The organism is Burkholderia theae (genome assembly GCF_048565265.1).
GTDB lineage: Bacteria > Pseudomonadota > Gammaproteobacteria > Burkholderiales > Burkholderiaceae > Burkholderia > Burkholderia theae.
Map to the genome: position 1 here is coordinate 2,223,197 of NZ_CP183462.1, position 19,520 is coordinate 2,242,716.

General features: G+C 68.1%; 12 protein-coding genes and 1 pseudogene. 2 read left to right on the plus strand and 11 right to left on the minus strand.

Going from position 1 to position 19,520, the window contains the following annotated elements; all coding sequences use genetic code 11:
• Positions 1-3: 3 nt before the first annotated feature.
• On the minus strand, positions 4-726 hold the full coding sequence (locus ACN22W_RS27480) for a winged helix-turn-helix domain-containing protein (RefSeq protein ID WP_129516558.1): 723 nt from the start codon (positions 724-726) through the stop codon (positions 4-6).
• Positions 727-1,617: 891 nt separating this feature from the next.
• Between ACN22W_RS27480 and ACN22W_RS27485 the strand changes: the two genes are divergently transcribed.
• Positions 1,618-2,481 carry a crotonase/enoyl-CoA hydratase family protein gene (locus ACN22W_RS27485; protein WP_419687888.1) on the plus strand — a complete coding sequence of 288 codons (864 nt, stop codon included), beginning with the start codon at positions 1,618-1,620 and terminating at the stop codon, positions 2,479-2,481.
• A 49-nt stretch (positions 2,482-2,530) separates the two neighbouring features.
• Here the strand turns inward: ACN22W_RS27485 and pdeR are convergent, their stop codons facing one another.
• The 4 genes from pdeR to ACN22W_RS27505 form a co-directional block, all read right to left on the minus strand.
• On the minus strand, positions 2,531-4,534 hold the full coding sequence (gene pdeR / locus ACN22W_RS27490; protein WP_419687889.1) for a cyclic di-GMP phosphodiesterase: 2,004 nt from the start codon (positions 4,532-4,534) through the stop codon (positions 2,531-2,533).
• Positions 4,535-5,058: 524 nt separating this feature from the next.
• Positions 5,059-8,712, minus strand: coding sequence for a hydantoinase B/oxoprolinase family protein (locus ACN22W_RS27495; RefSeq protein ID WP_419687890.1), 3,654 nt, complete (start codon positions 8,710-8,712; stop codon positions 5,059-5,061).
• Positions 8,713-8,845: 133 nt separating this feature from the next.
• A complete protein-coding gene (locus tag ACN22W_RS27500) occupies positions 8,846-10,144 on the minus strand; it encodes an MFS transporter (RefSeq protein WP_193101299.1) in 1,299 nt (432 codons plus the stop codon).
• A gap of 95 nt (positions 10,145-10,239) precedes the next feature.
• On the minus strand, positions 10,240-11,013 hold the full coding sequence (locus ACN22W_RS27505; protein ID WP_419687891.1) for a putative hydro-lyase: 774 nt from the start codon (positions 11,011-11,013) through the stop codon (positions 10,240-10,242).
• Positions 11,014-11,218: 205 nt separating this feature from the next.
• Here ACN22W_RS27505 and ACN22W_RS27510 point away from each other — a divergent pair, with 205 nt between their 5' ends.
• On the plus strand, positions 11,219-12,151 hold the full coding sequence (locus ACN22W_RS27510; RefSeq protein ID WP_048248252.1) for a LysR family transcriptional regulator: 933 nt from the start codon (positions 11,219-11,221) through the stop codon (positions 12,149-12,151).
• Between the two features lie 159 nt (positions 12,152-12,310).
• Here the strand turns inward: ACN22W_RS27510 and ACN22W_RS27515 are convergent, their stop codons facing one another.
• From ACN22W_RS27515 to ACN22W_RS27540, 6 genes and pseudogenes are all read right to left on the minus strand, one after another.
• Positions 12,311-14,011 carry a hypothetical protein gene (locus tag ACN22W_RS27515; RefSeq protein ID WP_419687892.1) on the minus strand — a complete coding sequence of 567 codons (1,701 nt, stop codon included), beginning with the start codon at positions 14,009-14,011 and terminating at the stop codon, positions 12,311-12,313.
• A 198-nt stretch (positions 14,012-14,209) separates the two neighbouring features.
• Positions 14,210-14,536: an antibiotic biosynthesis monooxygenase family protein gene (locus tag ACN22W_RS27520; RefSeq protein WP_419687894.1), complete on the minus strand. Its 327-nt coding sequence runs from the start codon at positions 14,534-14,536 to the stop codon at positions 14,210-14,212.
• A gap of 65 nt (positions 14,537-14,601) precedes the next feature.
• Positions 14,602-15,584 (minus strand): annotated as a pseudogene (locus ACN22W_RS27525) (flagellin N-methylase).
• Complete coding sequence (locus ACN22W_RS27530) at positions 15,578-16,387, minus strand: MetQ/NlpA family lipoprotein (RefSeq protein ID WP_419687895.1); 810 nt, start codon at positions 16,385-16,387, stop codon at positions 15,578-15,580. Before ACN22W_RS27530 ends, ACN22W_RS27525 begins: the two are co-directional and overlap by 7 nt.
• The gene (locus ACN22W_RS27535) at positions 16,384-17,433 is read right to left on the minus strand and encodes a formylglycine-generating enzyme family protein (protein ID WP_419687896.1); all 1,050 of its coding nucleotides are present in this window, start codon (positions 17,431-17,433) and stop codon (positions 16,384-16,386) included. The genes ACN22W_RS27530 and ACN22W_RS27535 overlap by 4 nt, the downstream gene beginning before the upstream one ends.
• A gap of 16 nt (positions 17,434-17,449) precedes the next feature.
• The gene (locus ACN22W_RS27540) at positions 17,450-19,420 is read right to left on the minus strand and encodes an arylsulfatase (RefSeq protein WP_419687897.1); all 1,971 of its coding nucleotides are present in this window, start codon (positions 19,418-19,420) and stop codon (positions 17,450-17,452) included.
• Positions 19,421-19,520: the final 100 nt, after the last annotated feature.

A 19,520-nucleotide genomic window follows, 5' to 3' on the forward strand; every position in this document is an offset into this window, starting at 1 on the left:
GCGTCACACGCGCACGACGGGCACCGCGAACACGTAGCCGATGCCACGCTGCGTGCGGATATAGGTCGGCTGCTCGGGGTTCGGCTCGATCTTGCGGCGCAGGCGCAGGATCAGCACGTCGATCGTCCGGTCGTATACGTCGATGCCGAAGCCGCGCGTATGTTCGAGCAACTGGTCGCGCGACCAGACCCGCGACGGCTGCTGCACCATCGCCGCGAGCAGCTCGAATTCGCCCTGCGTCAGCGCGCACGGGCCGCCGTTGTGCGTCAGCGTGCGCGCGGCCAGGTCCATCGTCCAGCCGTCGAAGCAGTAGCGCGGGCCGCCGCCGTTCGACGCGGGGCGTGGCATCGACAACTCGATCGTGCGCCGCAGCTGGGCGCGCACCCGTGCGATCAGTTCGCGCCCGGAGAACGGTTTCGTGACGAAATCGTCGGCCGCGGTCTCGAGGCCGAGGACCCGATCCGTCTCGTCGCCCAGGCCGCTGATCATGATGATCGACACGTCGGACCGGCGCCGCAGCTCGCGCGCGACCGTCAGGCCGTCCTCGCCGCGCAGCTTCAGGTCGAGAATCACGAGCGCGTGCGGCGCGGCCGCGAGCTGCTGCTGCATCCGGGCGGCGCTCTCGACGGCCGAGACCTCGAACCCGGCCTCTTCCAGCACGCTCTTCAGCCAGACGCGCACTTCCGGATCGTCGTCCAGCACCAGGATCCGATGTTTTTCTGACATGGGTGTTCTCCTCCAAGCCGGTCGCGCGCGCCGATTCGATCGGCCGCGCGGTGCGGGCTGGCATTTCTGTCGGTATGAGGCCGGACCGCGGTGGGATGACGCAGTCGGGCCGGAAGCGAATGGTGGCCGATCCGGGCCGATCCTGGCAAGTTCCCGTGCACGCGTATCGGCATGACGAATAGCGGAGCGCCGCTTTCGCCTGCGCGGGGTGCAAGAGAACGCGCGCGGGATTTTAACGTCGCAAAATTGCGGCGCAACCGTGTCGCGATCGGTGAATACCCTGCCCGGATCGCCGGCCGAACGGGCGAGCCGACGGTACGGAATGCCACGCAATTGCATCGGGCTCACGGGCCGAGCCGGCGCACCGGCCGCGCAGGCGGCCCAATGCCCGAACCAGATCGGGCCACCGACATGCCACGCGCGCCTGACGCGCGCATCGATCCACGGTGACTTCGTCAATCGATCTGCATGACGAACTAAATCGACATCTCGTTGCCGCTGCCCGATCACGATCGCTCGATCGCGGCCCATCCGATTTCCGTTGCAGCGACGATCGCTCCGCATCGCTGTCGCTGCCGGCTCCCCTCCCAAAAAAATTCACATGCGAAATACCTGTGCCGCCCGCCGAGTCGCACACGTCCTGCGCGAAATCCGCGAGAACCCGGCTCCCCGCTTCGCACGAAGGTCACGCATCGATTCGTTCGCGTGTAACCGATTTTCCTGCCGTCGCGTGTTCGCCGACGGCGCGATCGGGTGACCCACTCAACACATCGGCCGAGATTGTGCGCGCAACAATGTCAATGCCTCGCGCCCGACGCCATGCGGGTTACCCGATTCCCGCATGGCGCCGGGCGCGCGGTCTTCAATAACCACATCTCACGAGGACATACCATGCAATTCCTATCCCATCCGGCGTGCCGCCCGTTTTATGAAGCTGGCGAACTCTCGCAACTGACGGCCTTCTACGAAGAAGGCCGCAACGTCATGTGGATGATGCTGCGATCGGAGCCGCGGCCGTGTTTCAACCAGCAACTCGTCACCGACATCATCCACCTGGCGCGCGTCGCACGCGACTCGGGCCTGCCGTTCGACTTCTGGGTGACGGGCTCGCTCGTCCCCGAGCTGTTCAACGTCGGCGGCGACCTGAGCTTCTTCGTCGACGCGATCCGCAGCGGCCGGCGCGACCAACTGATGGCCTATGCGCGCTCCTGCATCGACGGCGTGTTCGAGATCTACACGGGCTTCGGCACCGGTGCGATCTCGATCGCGATGGTCGAGGGCAGCGCGCTCGGCGGCGGCTTCGAGGCCGCGCTCGCGCATCACTTCGTGCTCGCGCAGAAGGGCGTGAAGCTCGGGTTCCCCGAGATCGCGTTCAACCTGTTCCCGGGCATGGGCGGTTATTCGCTCGTCGCGCGCAAGGCGAACCGCGGCCTCGCGGAATCGCTGATCTCCACCGGCGAAGCGCATGCGTCCGAGTGGTACCAGGACTGCGGGCTGATCGACCAGACGTTCGACGCCGGTGACGCGTATCTCGCGACGCGCACCTTCATCGACGTGACGAAACCGAAGCTGAACGGCGTGCGCGCGATGCTGCGCGCACGCGAGCGCGTGTTCCAGCTGTCGCGCTCGGAGCTGATGGACATCACGGAAGCGTGGGTGCATGCGGCGTTCACGATCGAGCCGAAGGACCTCGCGTACATGGAACGCCTCGTGATGCTGCAGAACCGGCGCGTGTCGAAGCTGCGCACGGTGTAATGCGACGGGCGCCGCCGCTTGGGCGGCGGCGCCCCTTACGAGCCGAAGCTCAGGCGATCAGCCTGAGCTTTCTCGTCTCCGCGAGCCACGCCTCGAATGCCTGGGCCGGCATCGGGCGCGCGTAGTAGTAGCCCTGCGCGTGATCGACGTCGAGCTGCTTGAGGAAATCGGCTTCCGCATGCGTTTCGACGCCTTCGGCGACCACCGCGAAATTCAGCGCCTTCGCGAGCGACACGACCGAGCGCACCAGCGCCTGCGAGCGCGGATTGCGGTCGATGCCCGTGATGAACGTGCGGTCGAGCTTGATCGCGTCGAGCGGCAGCCGCGACAGTTGCGACAGCGACGAATAGCCGGTGCCGAAATCGTCGAGATGGATCTCCGCGCCGACCTGGCGGAACTGCCGCATCAGCCCGATGGCGGACTCCTCGTCCTCGATGAAGCAGCTCTCGGTCAGCTCGATGTCGAGCATGCCGGGCTTCAGCCCCGCGCTGTCGAGAATCGACGCGAACTGGTGCACGATGTTCATGTCCTGCAACTGCCGCGCCGACATGTTCACCGCGATCCGGATGCCGAGCCCCTTCGCCTTCCACGCGGCGGCCTGGGCGGCCGCGGTGCGCATCACCCAGCGCCCGAGCGGCGCGATCAGGCCCGACTCCTCCGCGAAGCGGATGAACTCGACCGGCGCGACGAGCCCGCGATCGGGCGACTGCCAGCGGATCAGCGCCTCGACGCCGTGCACGTCGCCCGTCGCGATGTCGACGACCGGCTGGTAGTGCAGCACGAACTGCTCTTCCTCGAGCGCCTTGCGCAGGTTCGTGTCGAGCCACATGTACTTCGCGACCTTCTGGTTCATCTCCAGCGAGAACACGCGGTACGTATGCTTGCCCTCTTCCTTCGCGACGTACATCGCGGTGTCCGCGCTGCGGATCAGGGTTTCGAGCGAATCGCCGTGCTGCGGATGCATCGCGATGCCGATCGAGCAGCTCGTGTAGACCTCCATCAGCCCGAGATGGATCGGCGTGCGCAGCCGTTCGAGGATGATCTGCGCGGTCGCTTCGAGCAGCGGCCGCGTGCCGTGCTCGAACAGCACGAGGAATTCGTCGCCGCCGAGCCGCGCGAGCGTCGCGCCGGACGGCAGGCAGCCGCCGATGATCCCCGACACGTCCTGCAGCAGGCGGTCGCCGGTGATGTGCCCGTAGTGATCGTTGACGCGCTTGAAGTTGTCGAGGTCGAGGAACAGGATGCCGACCTGGCCGCGCGACGCGGCGTTCTCTTCTGCGATCGCCGCGTGGATGCGCTCGCTGATCGCATGGCGGTTCGGCAGCCCGGTGAGCACGTCGGTGTTCGCCAGCTCGGTGAGCCGGTGCTGCGCGCTGCGCTCCTCGGTGATGTCGATGCCCGAGCAGATCAGGAACTGCTCCTCGACGCCGCTGCCGCTCTGCACGAACTTGTTGCGGAACTGGAACAGGCGCGGCCCGTTGACCGTGTTGATGTAGCGCTCGACCGCGTACGAGTGGTTGCTCGCGAAAAAGCCCGTGATGTTGGTGCGCGACTGCGCGCCCTGCTCGGGGCTCATGAACAGCTCGAACGCGCTGCGGCCGATCACGTCGACCTCGCGCTTGCCCGTCACTTCCTCGCACAGGCGGTTGAAGCGCTGCACCATCCCGTTGCGGTCGAGGATCACGACGAGCGAATTCACTTCGGACACGACCTGCTCGGCGAACGCGAGCCCGTGCGCCAGATCGCCCGCGACGGACACGGTATCGGAATAGGCGGAGGCCGTGCCGGCCCAGTCGGTCGTGTTGACCTTCCTGCCGACGAGATGGAGGCTGACCTGGTCGCCGAACAGCACGATGTCGAGCACGAGGTGCGACGTGACGCCCGTGAGCGCACGGATGCGCGCGGCCTGCTCGACCGTCAGCGCAACGGCGACGTTGGTCAGGCCGCGGACGGCGGCCAGCTCGAGCGCATTGCTGTCGCTGCCGAGACGCCAGCAGGGGCTGCGCGTACCGACATGCGCCTCTAGCACCGCGCTATCGTTTTCGTCATCCATGGACACGCCCCGATCCAGAAAAAACGCACAGTGTAGACGGAGGCGAGTTGGCCGACCGCCCTCCCGGGCCGCGCAGCGCGCGTTCCCGGCAGGGCAGCCGTGATTGCCGTGACAACGTTCCTCGTTCCGTACTCGTTTCCGACCAATGCGACCCGGCGTTCGCGCATCACGCGCGCAGGTTCTGCCTAACGAATGATGAGAGCCATCTTATCAAATGACGATCAGGATTGGCACTCACATTTAGAACTGAGTGTCAAGGAATCGGGACTCGGTAGGCAAGCCGGATTTTTCATGATTGGCGGCGTGCGCCGGCGCGGGTGCGGCGGCCCGCATCGGGGCCGGCGAGGCAGCCGGAAAGCCCCGCCAAGCGGGCGTTTGCGGCCGGCCCTTGAATATAGGGCCTGATAAGCTTCAGGACTGTGGCGGCAGGGTCGGATCGCATCCCGGCGACCCGACTTTCGGCCATTTTTGATTCTGTTCGTGCGTGAATGCGCGGCTTTATTCCACAGTCCGTTGCAATTCCGTCAGCCCGCCGTGCCGTAACCGCCGCCGCCCGGCGTTTCGACGACGAACACGTCGCCCGGCGCCATCTGCGCGCGGCCGATATGTTCGAGCGCCTCGACCGTGCCGTCCGCCCGCTCGATCGTGTTGCGGCCGAGCGCGCCGGCCGCGCCGCCCGCCGCGCCGAACGGCGCGTGGATCCGGTTGTTCGACAGGATCGACGCGGTCATCGGCTCGAGGAAGCGGATCCGCCGCACCGCGCCGTCGCCGCCGCGCCAGCGCCCGCCGCCGCCCGACCCGGCACGGATCCGGTGCGAGTCGAGCCGCACCGGGTAGCGCCATTCGAGCACTTCCGGATCGGTCAGCCGCGAGTTCGTCATGTGCGTCTGCACCGCGCCGACGCCCGCGAAACCGTCGCCCGCGCCGCTGCCGCCCGCGATCGTCTCGTAATACTGGTATCGGTCGTTGCCGAACGTGAAGTTGTTCATCGTGCCCTGGCTCGACGCGACGCAGCCGAGCGCGCCGTACAGCGCGTTGGTGATCGCCGACGACGTCTCGACGTTGCCCGACACGACCGCGGCCGGATACTCGGGGTTCAGCATCGAGCGCGCGGGCACGATCACCGTGAGCGGCTTCAGGCAGCCGGCGTTCAGCGGGATGTCGTCGCCCACCAGCGTGCGGAACACGTACAGCACGGCGGCCATGCAGACGGCCTTCGGCGCATTGAAGTTGTTGTCGAGCTGCGCGGACGTACCGGTGAAATCGATCTCCGCGCGCCTTGCCACGCGGTCGACACGGATCGCGACGCGAATCTCCGCGCCGTTGTCGAGCGGATAGCGGTACGCGCCGTCCTGCAACGCGCCGATCACGCGCCGCACGGCTTCTTCCGCGTTGTCCTGCACGTGCCCCATGAACGCGAGCACGACGTCGCGGCCGAACTGCGCGACCATCCGGCGCAGCTCGTCGACGCCCTTCTGGTTCGCGGCGACCTGCGCGCGCAGGTCGGCCATGTTCTGCTCGACGTTGCGCGCCGGGTAGCGGCCCGACGCGAGCAGCGCACGCGTGTCGGCATCGCGCAGCACGCCGGCCGACACGAGCTGCCAGTTGTCGATCAGCACGCCTTCCTCGTCGATATGGGTCGAATCGGGCGGCATCGAGCCCGGCGTCGTGCCGCCGATGTCCGCGTGGTGGCCGCGCGAGCCGACGTAGAACAGCGGCGCGTCCGCGCCATCCGCGAACACCGGCGTGATGACCGTCACGTCCGGCAGGTGCGTGCCGCCGTGATACGGGTCGTTCAGCATGAACACGTCGCCGTCGCGCATGCGGCCGCGGTTGCGCTCGATCACCGTGCGGATGCTCTCGCCCATCGAGCCGAGATGCACCGGCATGTGCGGCGCGTTCGCGATCAGGTTGCCGTCGCCGTCGAAGATCGCGCACGAGAAGTCGAGGCGCTCCTTGATGTTCACCGAGTACGCGGTGTTCTGCAGCCGCAGCCCCATCTGCTCGGCGATCGACATGAACAGGTTGTTGAAGATCTCGAGCCGCACGGGATCGGCATCGGTGCCGAGCGAGCGGCGCGTCGGCAGCGGCGTCGTGCGCGTCAGCACGAGGTTGCCCTGCGCGGTCATCCGCGCGCACCAGCCGGGCTCGACGACGGTCGTGCCGTTCTTCTCCGCAATGATCGCCGGGCCGTCGATCGCGTCGCCGGCGAGCAGCGTGTCGCGCACGTAAAGCGCCGCGTCGTGCCACTGGCCGCCGGAATAAAAGCGCACGGCGGAATCGGCGCGCGGCGCGCCGTCGTCACCCGCCCCGCCCGCCCCGCGCGGCGCGAGCGGTGCGATGTCGACCGGCGCGTCGGAGCGGCCGATCGCCTCGACCGACGCCAGCTCGGCAACGAGCGGCGTGCCGGGCATCAGGAACGCGTAACGCTGCCGGTAAGCGTCCTCGAACGCCTGCTGCATCGCGTCGACGCTGCCGGCCGGCACGTCGAGCGCCGAATCGGTGCCCTGGTAGCGCAGGTGCACGCGCCGCTCGGTCGCGATCCGCTCCGGCGGCACGCCCTGTTCGAGCAGCGCGCCGACGGCCTCGTCGGCCAGCCGGTCGAGCGCCGCGTTCAGCGCCGGCAGCGATGCGTCGGACAGCACGGCCTCGACCGCGCGCTCGCGCATCGCGGTCTGGTCGGCGAGGCCCATCCCGTACGCGGACAGCACGCCCGCGAGCGGATGCGCGAACACCTGCGTCATCCCGAGCGCGTCGGCCACGCCGCACGCGTGCTGGCCGCCCGCGCCGCCGAACGTCGTCAGCACGTAGCGCGACACGTCGTGGCCGCGCTGCACGGAGATCTTCTTGATCGCGTTCGCCATGCTGCCGATCGCGATTTCCAGGAAACCTTCGGCGAGCGCCTCGGGCGTCTCGCGCCGCCCGGTCGCCGCGTGGATCTCGTCGGCGAGCGCGGCGAACTTCGCGACCACGCCGTCGCGGTCGAGCGGCTCGTCCGCGTGCGGGCCGAACACGCGCGGGAAATGATCGGGCTGGACCTTGCCGAGCATCACGTTGCAGTCGGTGACCGTCAGCGGGCCGCCGCGCCGGTACGCGGCCGGCCCCGGGTTCGCGCCGGCCGATTCGGGCCCGACGCGCAGCCGCGCGCCGTCGAAGCCGAGCACCGAGCCGCCGCCCGCGGCAACCGTATGGATGCTCATCATCGGCGCGCGCATCCGCACGCCGGCCACCTGCGTCTCGAACACGCGCTCGAACTCGCCGTTGTAGTGCGACACGTCGGTCGACGTGCCGCCCATGTCGAAGCCGATCACCTGGCCGAAGCCGGCCGCGCGCGCGGCGCGCACCATCCCGACGATGCCGCCCGCCGGGCCCGACAGGATCGCGTCCTTGCCCTGGAACGCATCGGCGCGCGTCAGCCCGCCGCTGCTCTGCATGAACTGCAGGTTCACGCCCGGCATCTCGTGCGCGACCTGCTCGACATAACGGCGCAGGATCGGCGACAGGTACGCGTCGACCACGGTCGTATCGCCGCGCGACACCATCTTCATCAGCGGCGACACTTCGTGCGACACCGATACCTGCGTGAAGCCGATGCGGCGCGCGAGTTCGGCGAGCGCGCGTTCGTGCGCGGTGTAGCGATAGCCGTGGATCAGCACGATCGCAAGCGCCCGCACGCCCGAGTCGAACACGCGGCGCAGCGACGCTTCGGCGCCCTGCGCATCGAGCGGCACGACGACGTCGCCATGCGCGCCGATGCGCTCGTCGATCTCGACGACCGTCTCGTACAGCGCATCGGGCAGCACGATGTCGAGATCGAACAGGCGCGGCCGGTTCTGGTACGCGATGCGCAGCACGTCGCGAAAGCCGTGCGTGGTCGCGAGCGCGGTGCGCTCGCCCTTGCGTTCGAGCAGCGCGTTGGTCGCGACCGTCGTGCCCATCTTCACCATGTCGACGCGCTCGGGCGTGATCGGCTCGCCTTGCGCGAGGCCGAGCAGGTGGCGGATGCCGGCCACGGCCGCGTCGCGATACTGCTCGGGGTTCTCCGACAGCAGCTTGTGCGTGACGAGCGTGCCGTCGGGCCGGCGCGCGACGATGTCGGTGAAGGTACCGCCGCGGTCGATCCAGAATTGCCAGCGCGCGGCGTCGGAGGAAACGGGGGAAGTGTGTCGGTCAGTCATGATGTCGGGTCGATGCGTCGTTGATTCGAAGGACGAGCGCCGCCGCACGGCGCGCGTCGCGCGCCATGTCACGGTGTCGATGAAAAGGGGAAAAGATGCAGGGCGGACCGCCCTGCCGCTTATGGCTTGCGGCTTACGCGGCGTCGAGTTCGCGGCCGCGTGTCTCGGGCAACGTCAGCGCGGCGACGATCACCACGCCGTACGCGGCGACCGCGAAGATCCCGATGCTTGTGCCGAGCCCGTATTCCTTCGACAGCGCGCCGATCAGGAACGGGAACAGTGCGCCGATCGCACGGCCCACGTTGTAGCAGAAGCCCTGGCCGGAGCCGCGCACGCGGGTCGGGAACAGTTCGGTGAGGAACGCGCCCATCCCCGAGAAGATGCCCGATGCGAAGAAGCCGAGCGGGAAACCGAGCCACAGCATCGAGGCGTTGGTCAGGTTCAGCGACGTGTACGCGAACGCGATCACCATCGAGCCGACCGCGAACAGGATGAAGTTCGGCTTGCGGCCGAGGCGGTCGGTCAGGTACGCGCTCGTCAGGTAACCGACCCACGAACCGAAGATGATCATCGCGAGATACCCGCCGGTGCCCATCACGGTCAGATGCCGTTCGGTCTTCAGGAAGGTCGGCAGCCACGTCGTGATCGCGTAGTAGCCGCCCTGCGCGCCGGTCGTCAGCAGCGCCGCGCGCAGCGTCGTCGTGATCAGCTTCGGCGCGAAGATCTCGGTGAGGCGCGGCGCATCGGCCACCTTCGCCTGCGCGGCCTTCTCCTTCTCGTAGACGTCCGGCTCCTTCACGTAGCGGCGGATCGCGACGACCAGCAGCGCCGGCGCCAGCCCGACGAGAAACAGCGCGCGCCACGCCTGCTCGGCCGGCAGCACCGAGAACAGCAGCGCATACAAGAGCGCGCACAGCCCCCAGCCGATCGCCCAGCCCGACTGCACGAGGCCGACTGCCTTGCCGCGGTCGCGCGCGCGGATCACTTCGCCGATCAGCACCGCGCCGGCCGTCCATTCGCCGCCGAAGCCGAAACCCATCAGCGCGCGCGCCGCGAGCAGCTGGTGGTAGGACTGCGCGAGCCCGCACAGCGCGGTGAACACGGCGAACCACAGCACGGTGAGCTGCAGCGTGCGCACGCGGCCGATCCGGTCGGACAGGATGCCGGCGATCCAGCCGCCGAGCGCCGACGCGAGCAGCGTGATCGTGCCGATGAAACCCGCATCCGCGAGCGAAATACCCCAGGTCGCGACCAGCGTCGGGATCACGAACGACAGCATCTGCGTGTCCATCCCGTCGAGCATGTAGCCGACCTTGCAGCTCCAGAAGGCGCGGCGCTCGCGCGGCTGCGCGTCGGCATACCACGAGAACAGGCCGTTGCGCTCGGGGCTCGCGGGCTCCGCGGCGGGGGCCGCGAGGGTCTTGCTTTCCATGGTGGTGCTCCTGTCGTTATGCGCCGTCAAAGCGGTGTGGTGTGTCGTGCGTGTGTCGTGCTGGTGTGGTGCGGGCGGGCGGCCGCCATCCTGGATCAGAACACGGCCAGCGATGCGTTGGTGATGTCGGTCATCAGCATGTGGCCGGGCGTATGCGCGATCGCGAGCGGCAGCTTCGCGTCCATCAGCGCGGTTTGCGGCGTCACGCCGCACGCCCAGAACACCGGCAGCTCGCCGTCGCGGATCGTCACCGCGTCGCCGAATTCCGGCGCGTTCAGATCGGCGATGCCCAGTTCCTGCGGGTGACCGATATGGATCGGCGCGCCGTGCACGCCCGGAAACCGGCTCGTGATCTGCACCGCGCGGATCGCGTCGGCGCCGCGCATCGGCCGCATCGACACGACCAGCTGGCCGCCGAAGATGCCCGCGCGGCGGTTCGGAATCGACGTGCGATACATCGGCACGTTGCGCCCCTCCTCGACGTGGCGCAGCCCGATCCCCTCGCGGGCCAGCATGTCCTCGAACGAGAACGAGCAGCCGATCGCGAATACGACGAAATCGTCGCGCCACAGCGCTTCCAGCGACTCGACGCGCTCGGTCAGGCGGCCGTCGCGGTAAATGTTGTAGCTCGGCACGTCGGTGCGGATGTCGAGATCCTCGCCGAGCGCGTCGACCCGGAACGCGCCCGGTTCGCCGACGCCGAGCAGCGGGCACGCCTTCGGGTTCGCCTGGCAGAAGCGCAGGAAATCGTGCGCATACGCGTCGGGCAGGATCGCGAGGTTGGCTTGCGCGAACGGGCCGCAGTGGCCTGCGGTCGGGCCGCGGAACACGCCGCGGCGCACGGACTGGCGGAATTCGGAAGGCGTCATGAGGTTCTATCGCAGATCAGGATGTCGTCGGGATGACGGTGTCGCGTCATCGGATACGGCGAAGAATAGAAAAGAAAAAATTTTGTCGCCAACGAGTTTTTTTGCGCTTCGTGTATAGAATTTCTTAACGGATCTTGGGGTTTTCCCCGGTCCCGTTCACTTTTCCTCACCGGCAAGCTGCGCTTCCACCGTCCGCCCGACCGCCATGAACACGCGTTTTCTCGAAACCTTCGTCACGCTCGCGAAGCTGCGCAACTTCCGCACGACGGCCGCCGAGCTGCACGCGACGCCGGCCGCGATCTCGCAGCGCCTGAAGGCGCTCGAGGACGAGCTGCAGACCGTGCTCGTCGACCGCGACAGCCGCGAATTCCGGCTCACGCCGAACGGCGAGTACCTGCTCGGTTATGCGAAAGCCGTGGTCGAGGCGACCCAGCAGCTGCAGGCCGCCGCCGCCGGCGAAAGCGCGCTGCGCGGCAAGCTGCGGCTCGGTGTGATCGAGACGGTCGTGCATAGCTGGTTGCCGCACTATATGCGCCGCCTCGCGGCCGACTATCCGGAACTCGAGATCGACCTGACCGTCGACGTGAGCGTCGTACTGCAGCGCCGGCTGATGGCGGGCGAGCTCGACCTGATCATCCGCGTCGAGGGCAGCGACGAGGCGTCGGTCGTCTGCGACGCGCTCGCGAACTACCCGGTACGCTGGATCGCGCGCGCCGGGCTGCTGCCGAACACGCGCACGGGCCTCGCGCGGCAGGTGCTGCGCCAGCCGATCCTCACCTACGGGCGCGGCACCGCACCCCACCGTGCGCTCGAGGATATCGTGCGCACGCTCGCACATGCGCACGGCGTGCCGCTGTCGGACACGCGCATCACCGGGTCGCCGTCGATCTCGGTGATCGTGCAACTCGTGCGCGACGGCTTCGGTGTCGCCGCGATTCCGGTGCTGTTCGTCGATGCGCTGATCGAGAGCGGCGAAGTCGTCGAGCTGCCGCTGCAGCCGTCGCCGCCTTCAATCGTCGTGTCGATGTCGCGGCGTGCGGATGCACCGCGATACGTGCACGGCGCGTCGATCGCCGCGCGGGCCGCGTGTCATGAATACTGCGAGAAGAGTACGCGGCGGCTGGTTGAAGCGCTTTGATGTGGTGGGTCGGCGCGCAGATGTCGTTTCGGAACGCGATGTTCGCGGTCCGGGAGCGCGCGGACCGAACGCACGCCGCACCGACTTTCAAAAGGAACACGGCCGCGGAAACCCGCGGCCGTGCGTCCTGCTCCCGGCATCAGCCGGGCATCGCCTGCGTCAATGCGACCGGCCCGTTTCGGTACCCGGCGCGAACGAGATGCCGCGCAGCACTTCCGCGAATTTCGCCGTCCGCAGCACGGCGAACTGCTCGTGCGCGGCCGTCGTCGCGCTCGTGTTCTTCAGCACGTCGCGCACCGCGACCAGCTGGTTCGGATCGGCGCCGACATCGCCGTTGCCGCTGACCGTCGACGTGATCGCCCAGATCGTCACCGTGCCGTCGCGTTCGACGCGGCCCGTCAGGTTGCGCAGGCCAGCCGTCGCCGGTGCCCACGGCAGCCCCGTCGCGGCATTGTTGCCCAACGGATAACCGGCGACCGAATACGGCTGACCGAGCTTCAGCCCGTTCTGCAGCGTGTACGCGAGCTTCCACTGCTTCGCGTTCGCGTCGTACACCCACTTCTGCAGGCCGGCGCCCGTCTGCGCGGCCGCATGCGTGTACAGGTCCGGGCCACCCGTGTAGCCGTCGCCTTCGTCCGCGACATACAGTGTGTTCGCGTCGGCGAACCACATCCCGAACGGGTAGGACAGCGTCGTCGCGGTCTTGTTCGGCGTGGTCGGGAAGCCGGCCAGCACGCACATGTTGTTCGGCAGGCCGGTCGACTGCAACGTGGCCGGGTTGTACGCGAGCGGCGCCGTCGGCAGCTTCGCGTTCGGCGACGGCACGCCGACACCCGACGGGCACGCGGCGCCGGTCGTATCGACGAAGTACACCGTGTTCACGCCGTTGCCGCCGCTGCCTTTCGTGTAGTACACGACGTCGTCGTGCACCGCGATGCCGCGGAAGTTGTCGTCCTTGCCGATCTTGTCGGCCTTCGCGCCGAGTTCCGTGACCGAGAAGCTCGCGAGCGGCGTCGGCACACCCGGGTCCTGCTGCGCTTCATGATGCTTCGCGCCGTCGATGATCTGCGCGCCCGCGCCGAGGATCACGTTGTCGGGCTGCGGGTTCGAACCGTTGCCGGCGTTGCCCGACGTGTAATAGATCTCGCGACCGTCGCGATTGTTCAGGATCGCCGCGCGGCCGTTGTTGCCGCTGTACGCATTCGTCTCGGTGAAACGGAAATGCCCGTGACGATCGACGCGTGCGATCGCGCGATAGACGTTCTGCCCGTCCGGGTTCGTCGTATCGACCGCGGCCGGCGTGTTCGAATTCGACACGTCGATCGCGTTGACCGGCGCGACGTAACCCATGAACGTCAGGTAGTTGCCGTCGGCCGACAGGTGCAGGCCGAGTTCCGACTTCGAGCTGAAGCTCGTCACGAGCTGGTCGTGCGCGAAGCCCTTGTGCAGGTTGTTCGGCACTTCGAGCGTGCCGACGACGCCGCCGGCCGGCGTGATCTGGTCGAGGAAGATGCGCGACGTGATGCCGAAGCTGCCGTCGTAGCGGTCGTTGTTCCACACATACGGGTAGGTGCCGTCGTTCGGTGCGCCGGTCGCCGCACCGCAACCGCCGGTGGTCTTCGCGCAGTTCGGCGGCAGGATCGCGCCGGGCTGGACGTTGCCCGACACGTTGTCGTAGACGCTGCGGCTGAGCACCAGGAAGCCCGGTACGAAACCCGGCTCGAAACGGCTTGCGTCGCCGTCGTCGTGCGGGGCGGCCTGCGCGCCGATGCTGGCGGCAATCAGCGTCAGTGCGACGACGGGAACGGTTCGATCGCGCAGCGCGCGGCTGCGCTTCGCGGACAAGGCGAAATTCGGCATGGACAAGGCTCCGTACGACATCGAGTGAGGACGTTGTTGGTGGACAGACTGACGACGTGAAGCCCCGCCACCTTAGCCATGCTTGATGAAGAATTGATTGCACGCAGACCCGCCTGAACCCGCATGCGAACGCGGGCCGCCGGTTGCGGCCCGTTTGTTATTTATCCGTAATGCGAAAGAAATGAATCAGACAGCCCGTTACGCGGAGAGGCCCGCATGCGGTTGCGCGAGCTTGCCGTCGCCGTACTCGCGCAGCACCTTCGAGATCACGACGCGATAACCGTCGAGCCAGCGCGCCTGCTGCGCTTTCGCTTCGAGATGCGCCGGATGCCGCATCAGCTGCTGCAGCGCCGCTTCCGACTCCCAGTAGTAGACGTTCTGGATCAGCCCCGACTCGGCGTTCTCCCACGTTTCCTCGCCGAGGTAGCCGGGCGTCGCGCGGGCCATGTCGGCGATCTGCCGGTCGAGCCGGTGGAAATCATCGTCGTATTGTCCGGCACGGAAAATGAAGGTCGACGCGTACATGCACGCTCCATCGAAGGCGATTGAAAGAGCGCCAAGTGTAAGGCACGCGCCGCGTGCCGCGATCGTCACGCGGCGAGCGTATCGGCGTCGAGCCGATCGTCGAGCCACGCGTCGATGCGCGGCGCGTCTTCGCGCGTTCCGGGTGCGGGCGCCGGCATCGCCGCCAGCGCATGCCGCGCACGTTCCAGCGCCTGCGCGAAACCGCGCAACTCGCGCGTCGCGGGACGGTCGTCGATGCGGCGGCGCGCGAGCGCCGCTTCGATGTTCGCACCGATCAACACGCGTTGTGCGTCGATGAAGTCGATGCACAACGCGCGGCAACCGGCGCGACGGCCAGCAGGACGGGCACGATCGACACGGTCAGGTAGCCGCCCGGTGCCAGCCGCAACAGCGCATGCCGCAGATCCTGCCCGCCCTCGGTCAGCGATGCGAATACCGCGTCACGCCACACCGCACGCTCGAACACGAGCGCATCGCGATGCGTGTCGAGCGCCGCGCGATCGGCGACTTGCCCGGCCGTCACCAGTGGAATGGCGAATGCCGGCTCGCCGGAAGACGGTGCATCCTTGCCCTTCGATTCGACGATGCAGTTCGCGCCAAGCCATGCCGTTTCATCGCGCCGCGCGGCGAGCACGCGAGCCTGCAGGCGGTCCGGCAGCAGCGGATCGAGCGGCACCGCGCCGCAGATCGACGGTTTGTCCGCATGCACGCTGCAGCGGCCGTCGTCGGCCAGCGCCGCGCAACGGCCGAGCGACGGATAGTCGTAGCCCTGCAGCGTCAGCGCGATCCATTCGCCGCCCGCGCCGCCGAAACGATGGAACAAGCGGTCCGCCAGCGCATCGGCAGCCGCGACGTCGTCCGCATCGAGCGCATGCTCGCGCCCACCCGCATGCCAGCGCTCGCCGATCCGGCGCTTAGGCACGCGGCGGATCGTCAGCGCGCCGACGAAGCGGTGCCGATGCCGGAACAGTTCGCGCAACGACAGCGTCGGCGCGCTGTTGCAGCAGCGTCCGCATGCGTTGCACGCGAGCCTGTACGTGTCTACCACGGCCGCCGCACCGAGTCCTGGTAGCGCGTGAGGATGAAGCGCGCGACGTCGTCCGAGTGATACGCGGCGACGAGTTGCGTCACCCACGGTTTCGCGCGATCGGCTTCGCGCACCGTCAGCACGTTCGCATACGGCGAGCGCGCATCCTCGATGCTGATGCTGTCGCGCGCGGGCTGCAGCCCGACGCGCGCGGCTTCGTCGCTGTCGATCGCGACGAACGCTGCCGTGTCGAGCGCGGCGTAAAGACGATCGCGGCGCAGCGCGACGAGCTTCAGCCCGAGCCGGTTACCGGTCACGTCGCGCAGCGTCGCATGCAGGCCGGCCTGCTCGCGCAGCGTCACCAGCGTGTCGTTCTGCAGCAGCACGAGCGCGCGCGCCATCCCGCGCGGGTCGGCCGGAATCGCGACCGTCGCGCCGGGCTGCAGTTCGTTCAGGTTCTTCAGCTTGCGTGAATAAAGCGCCATCGGCAGCGTGACGGTCGGTGCGACCTCCGCCAATGCGTAGCGCTTCTGCGCGCGCGTCGCGGCAAGCTGTTGCGCATCCTCGAAGCTGGCCGCGTCGATCCGGCCGTCGGCGAGTGCCGCGTCGATGCGCGACGCATCGTCGAATTCGACGACATCGACGTCGAATCCGCGCGACGCGGCGACCCGCTTCACTTCGTCCAGGATCTGCGCATGCACGCCGCGCGTCACGCCGACGCGCACGGCCGATGCGGCGGACTCCGCGGCAACGGCCGAGCCCTGATGCACGACACCGCACGCGGCCAGCAGCCACACGGAAACGAATCGCATGCCGCGCTTCATGATGCATCCCTCAAGATCGTGCGAAAGCCGATGTGCGAAGCACCGAGATCGGCTTCCTGCTGTTCGCGCGACGATGCGCGATAACGCACGCAGTAGTCGCGCGAGCACAGGAACGAGCCGCCCTTGATGACCATCGGCGTATCGTGCCGGCGCGTCGGCGGCGCGACGGCCGCCGTGTCGCCGTTCGTGTGCGACTGGTGCGGGCCCGTGTACGCGTCCTTCGTCCATTCCCAGGCGTTGCCGATCATGTCGTAGAGCCGGAACCCGTTCGCCGCGTAGCAGCCGACGGGCGCGAGCCCCGCGTGACCGTCCTCGGCCGTATCGAGCACCGGGAACACGCCCTGCCAGTAGTTCGCGGCCGGCTTGCCCTGCGCATCGCGCGGCGCCGCGTCGAGCGATGCGTCGTCGCGGCCGGCCTTGCCCGCGTATTCCCATTCGGCTTCGGTCGGCAGGTCGCGGCCGAGCCAGCGCGCATACGCGAACGCATCGCGCTGCGTGACGAGCGTGACGGGCAGGTTGCCGAGCCCGTCGACGCCGCTGCCGGGACCGCGCGGATGGCGCCACGATGCGCCCTTCACCCACGACCACCATGCAAGGTCACGTGCATTCATCTCGTCGCGCGTCGGCACATGGAACACCGCCGCGCCGCCCTGCTGCTCGGCCTCGGTCACGTAGCCGGTCGCTTGCACGAATGCGGCGAACTGCGCGATCGTCACGTCGGTCTGGTCGATCCAGAAGCCGCCGACGCGCGTGCGGCCGTCGCCCACCGGACGCTCGTCCGCATAACCGCGCGTGCTGCCGAACACGAACGCGCCGCCGCGCAGGTGCACCATCCCGGCCTTCGGATCGTCGCGCCACTTCGCCGGCAGCCCCGAATAACGCTCGCATTGCCGCTCCGAACCGAGCGGCGCGAGCGCGCGGCCGCGATTCGCGTCGTCGAACGCGCCGCCCGCCGTCTCCGCCGGATTCGCATAACCCACCGCGAACGCAGTGGCGAACAGCGTGGCGGCCAGCGCCGCGCCGATCGTCCAGAACCGGAACCGCATCGTGTCGCCCTCTCGCTCAGTAATAACCGCGCGGACGCAGCGGCTCGACGCCGCCGACGTTGCTCATGTAGGTCTTCCACTGAGCGACGAGCGTCTGGATCACCGACGGGTTCTGCGCCGACACGTCGGTCGTCTCGCCGCGATCCGACGCGAGGTCGTAAAGCTGCCAGTGACCGTCGGGCGGCCCGAGCGGCGGCTCCGTCCACAGCGCCTTCCAGCGGCCATCGCCGCTGCGCAGGTACGCGCGGCCGTACGCTTCGTCGCCGAACGGCACCGTATGCACCTCGCCCGTCGCCGAGCCGGTGAGCACCGGCAGCAACGACTGGCCCGTGACCGGATACACGTAGCGGTTGTTGTAGATCACCTTGCCCTTGTTCTGGTCGACCCCCGTCAGCGTGTTGACGAGCGGCGGCGCCGGCTGCGACGGCGGCGTGACGCCCGCGACCGCGAGGAACGTCGCCGTGTTGTCGGTCACGTGCGTGAACGCGCGCAGCGTTGGTAATTGCTGCGACTGGCCCGGCAGGCGCACGATCGTCGGCGTCGATACGCCGCCTTCGGCCGAATAACCCTTCGTGAGCCGGAACGGCGACGCGCTCACTTCGGCCCAGCGCAGCCCGTACTGCAGGCGCTGCGCGTTCTGTTTGCCGTTGTCGGTGCCGAGCGCCGAATAGATCGGCTCCTGCCCGTTCGCGGTGTCGGTCGCGGTCGGGTCGGCGCCCCCGTCGATCGGCCAGCCTTCCGCGCCGTTGTCCGACTGGAACATGATGAACGTGTTGTCGTACTGGCCGATGTCCTTCAGGTGCTGGATCAGCAGACCGATGTTGTAGTCGAGGTTCTCGACCATCCCCGCGTAGATCTCCATGTAGCGCGCCTGCGCCTTGCGCTCGGCCGGCGACAGGCTCGACCACAGCTTGTCGACCTTGCCCGGGCCGTAGTCGCCGTAGCCGTCCGCGGCCGAATGCACCGCGCTGATGTATTTCGCGCTCGCGGTGCCGTTGTTCGCCGTCGCGGGCGACGCCGCCGTCGTTTCCGGCAGGCCGTCGAACGGCTTGAAATCGGCCGGAATCAGGCCGAGCGCTTTCTGCCGCGCGATCCGCGCGTTGCGGATCGCGTCGTAGCCGGCGTCGTACACGCCCGCGTACTTGTGCAGCCACGGGTCGGGCACCTGCAGCGGCCAGTGCGGCGACGTGTAGGCCGCGTATGCGAAGAACGGCTTGCCGTCGCGCTGATTCGAATCGATGTACGAGATCAGCTTCTGCGTATAGAAATCGGTCGAATAGAACACGGCCGGGCTGCCGCCGGTGCCGCCCGGTTGCCCGGGCTGGCCCGGCTGCACGTAGCGGCCGTCTTCCGTGTAGTTCGACGAGCCGGCCGGCTCGTGCGCGAAGTGGTTCGTCGCCGCGCCGCCGAGCAGCACGTAGCTGCGCTCGAAACCCCACTGGTCGGGCGTCTGCCCGCTGCCCGTCGCGCTGCCGACGATCCCCGAGCCGATGTGCCACTTGCCCGCGATATACGTGTGATAACCGGCATCCTTCAGCAGTTGCGCGAACGACAGCGCGCGATCGTTCAGGTAACCCTCGTAGCCGGGCAGCCCGCGCCGCTCGTCGGTCGGCACGCCCATCGTGCCTTCGCCGACCAGATGGTGATCGGTGCCGGACACCAGCATCGCGCGCGTGATCGCGCAAACGGTGCCGGTATGGTGATTCGACAGGATGCGGCCCGATGCGACGAGCGCATCGAGGTTCGGCGTGTTGATCTCGCCGCCGAATGCATGGATGTCGGAATAGCCGAGATCGTCGGCCATGATGTACAGGATGTTCGGGCGCTTGGCGGCCGGCGTCGGGTCGGCTTGCGGCGGCGTCGCGGCGGACTGCGACGGCGCATCGCTGTCGACGCCGCCGCACGACGCCAGCGACAGCGTGCCGGCGATCGCGGCGCAAACCACACGGAAACGGAAAGCATGCAACGGCGAAGCGGACTTTTTCATTGTTGTGAGCGCTCGATCTACGGGATCGGCGATCTTAGCGTCGCGCGCGCGGCGCCCAAAGTCGGATTCGTCACATGCTAACGGGGTGCGGGAATATGCG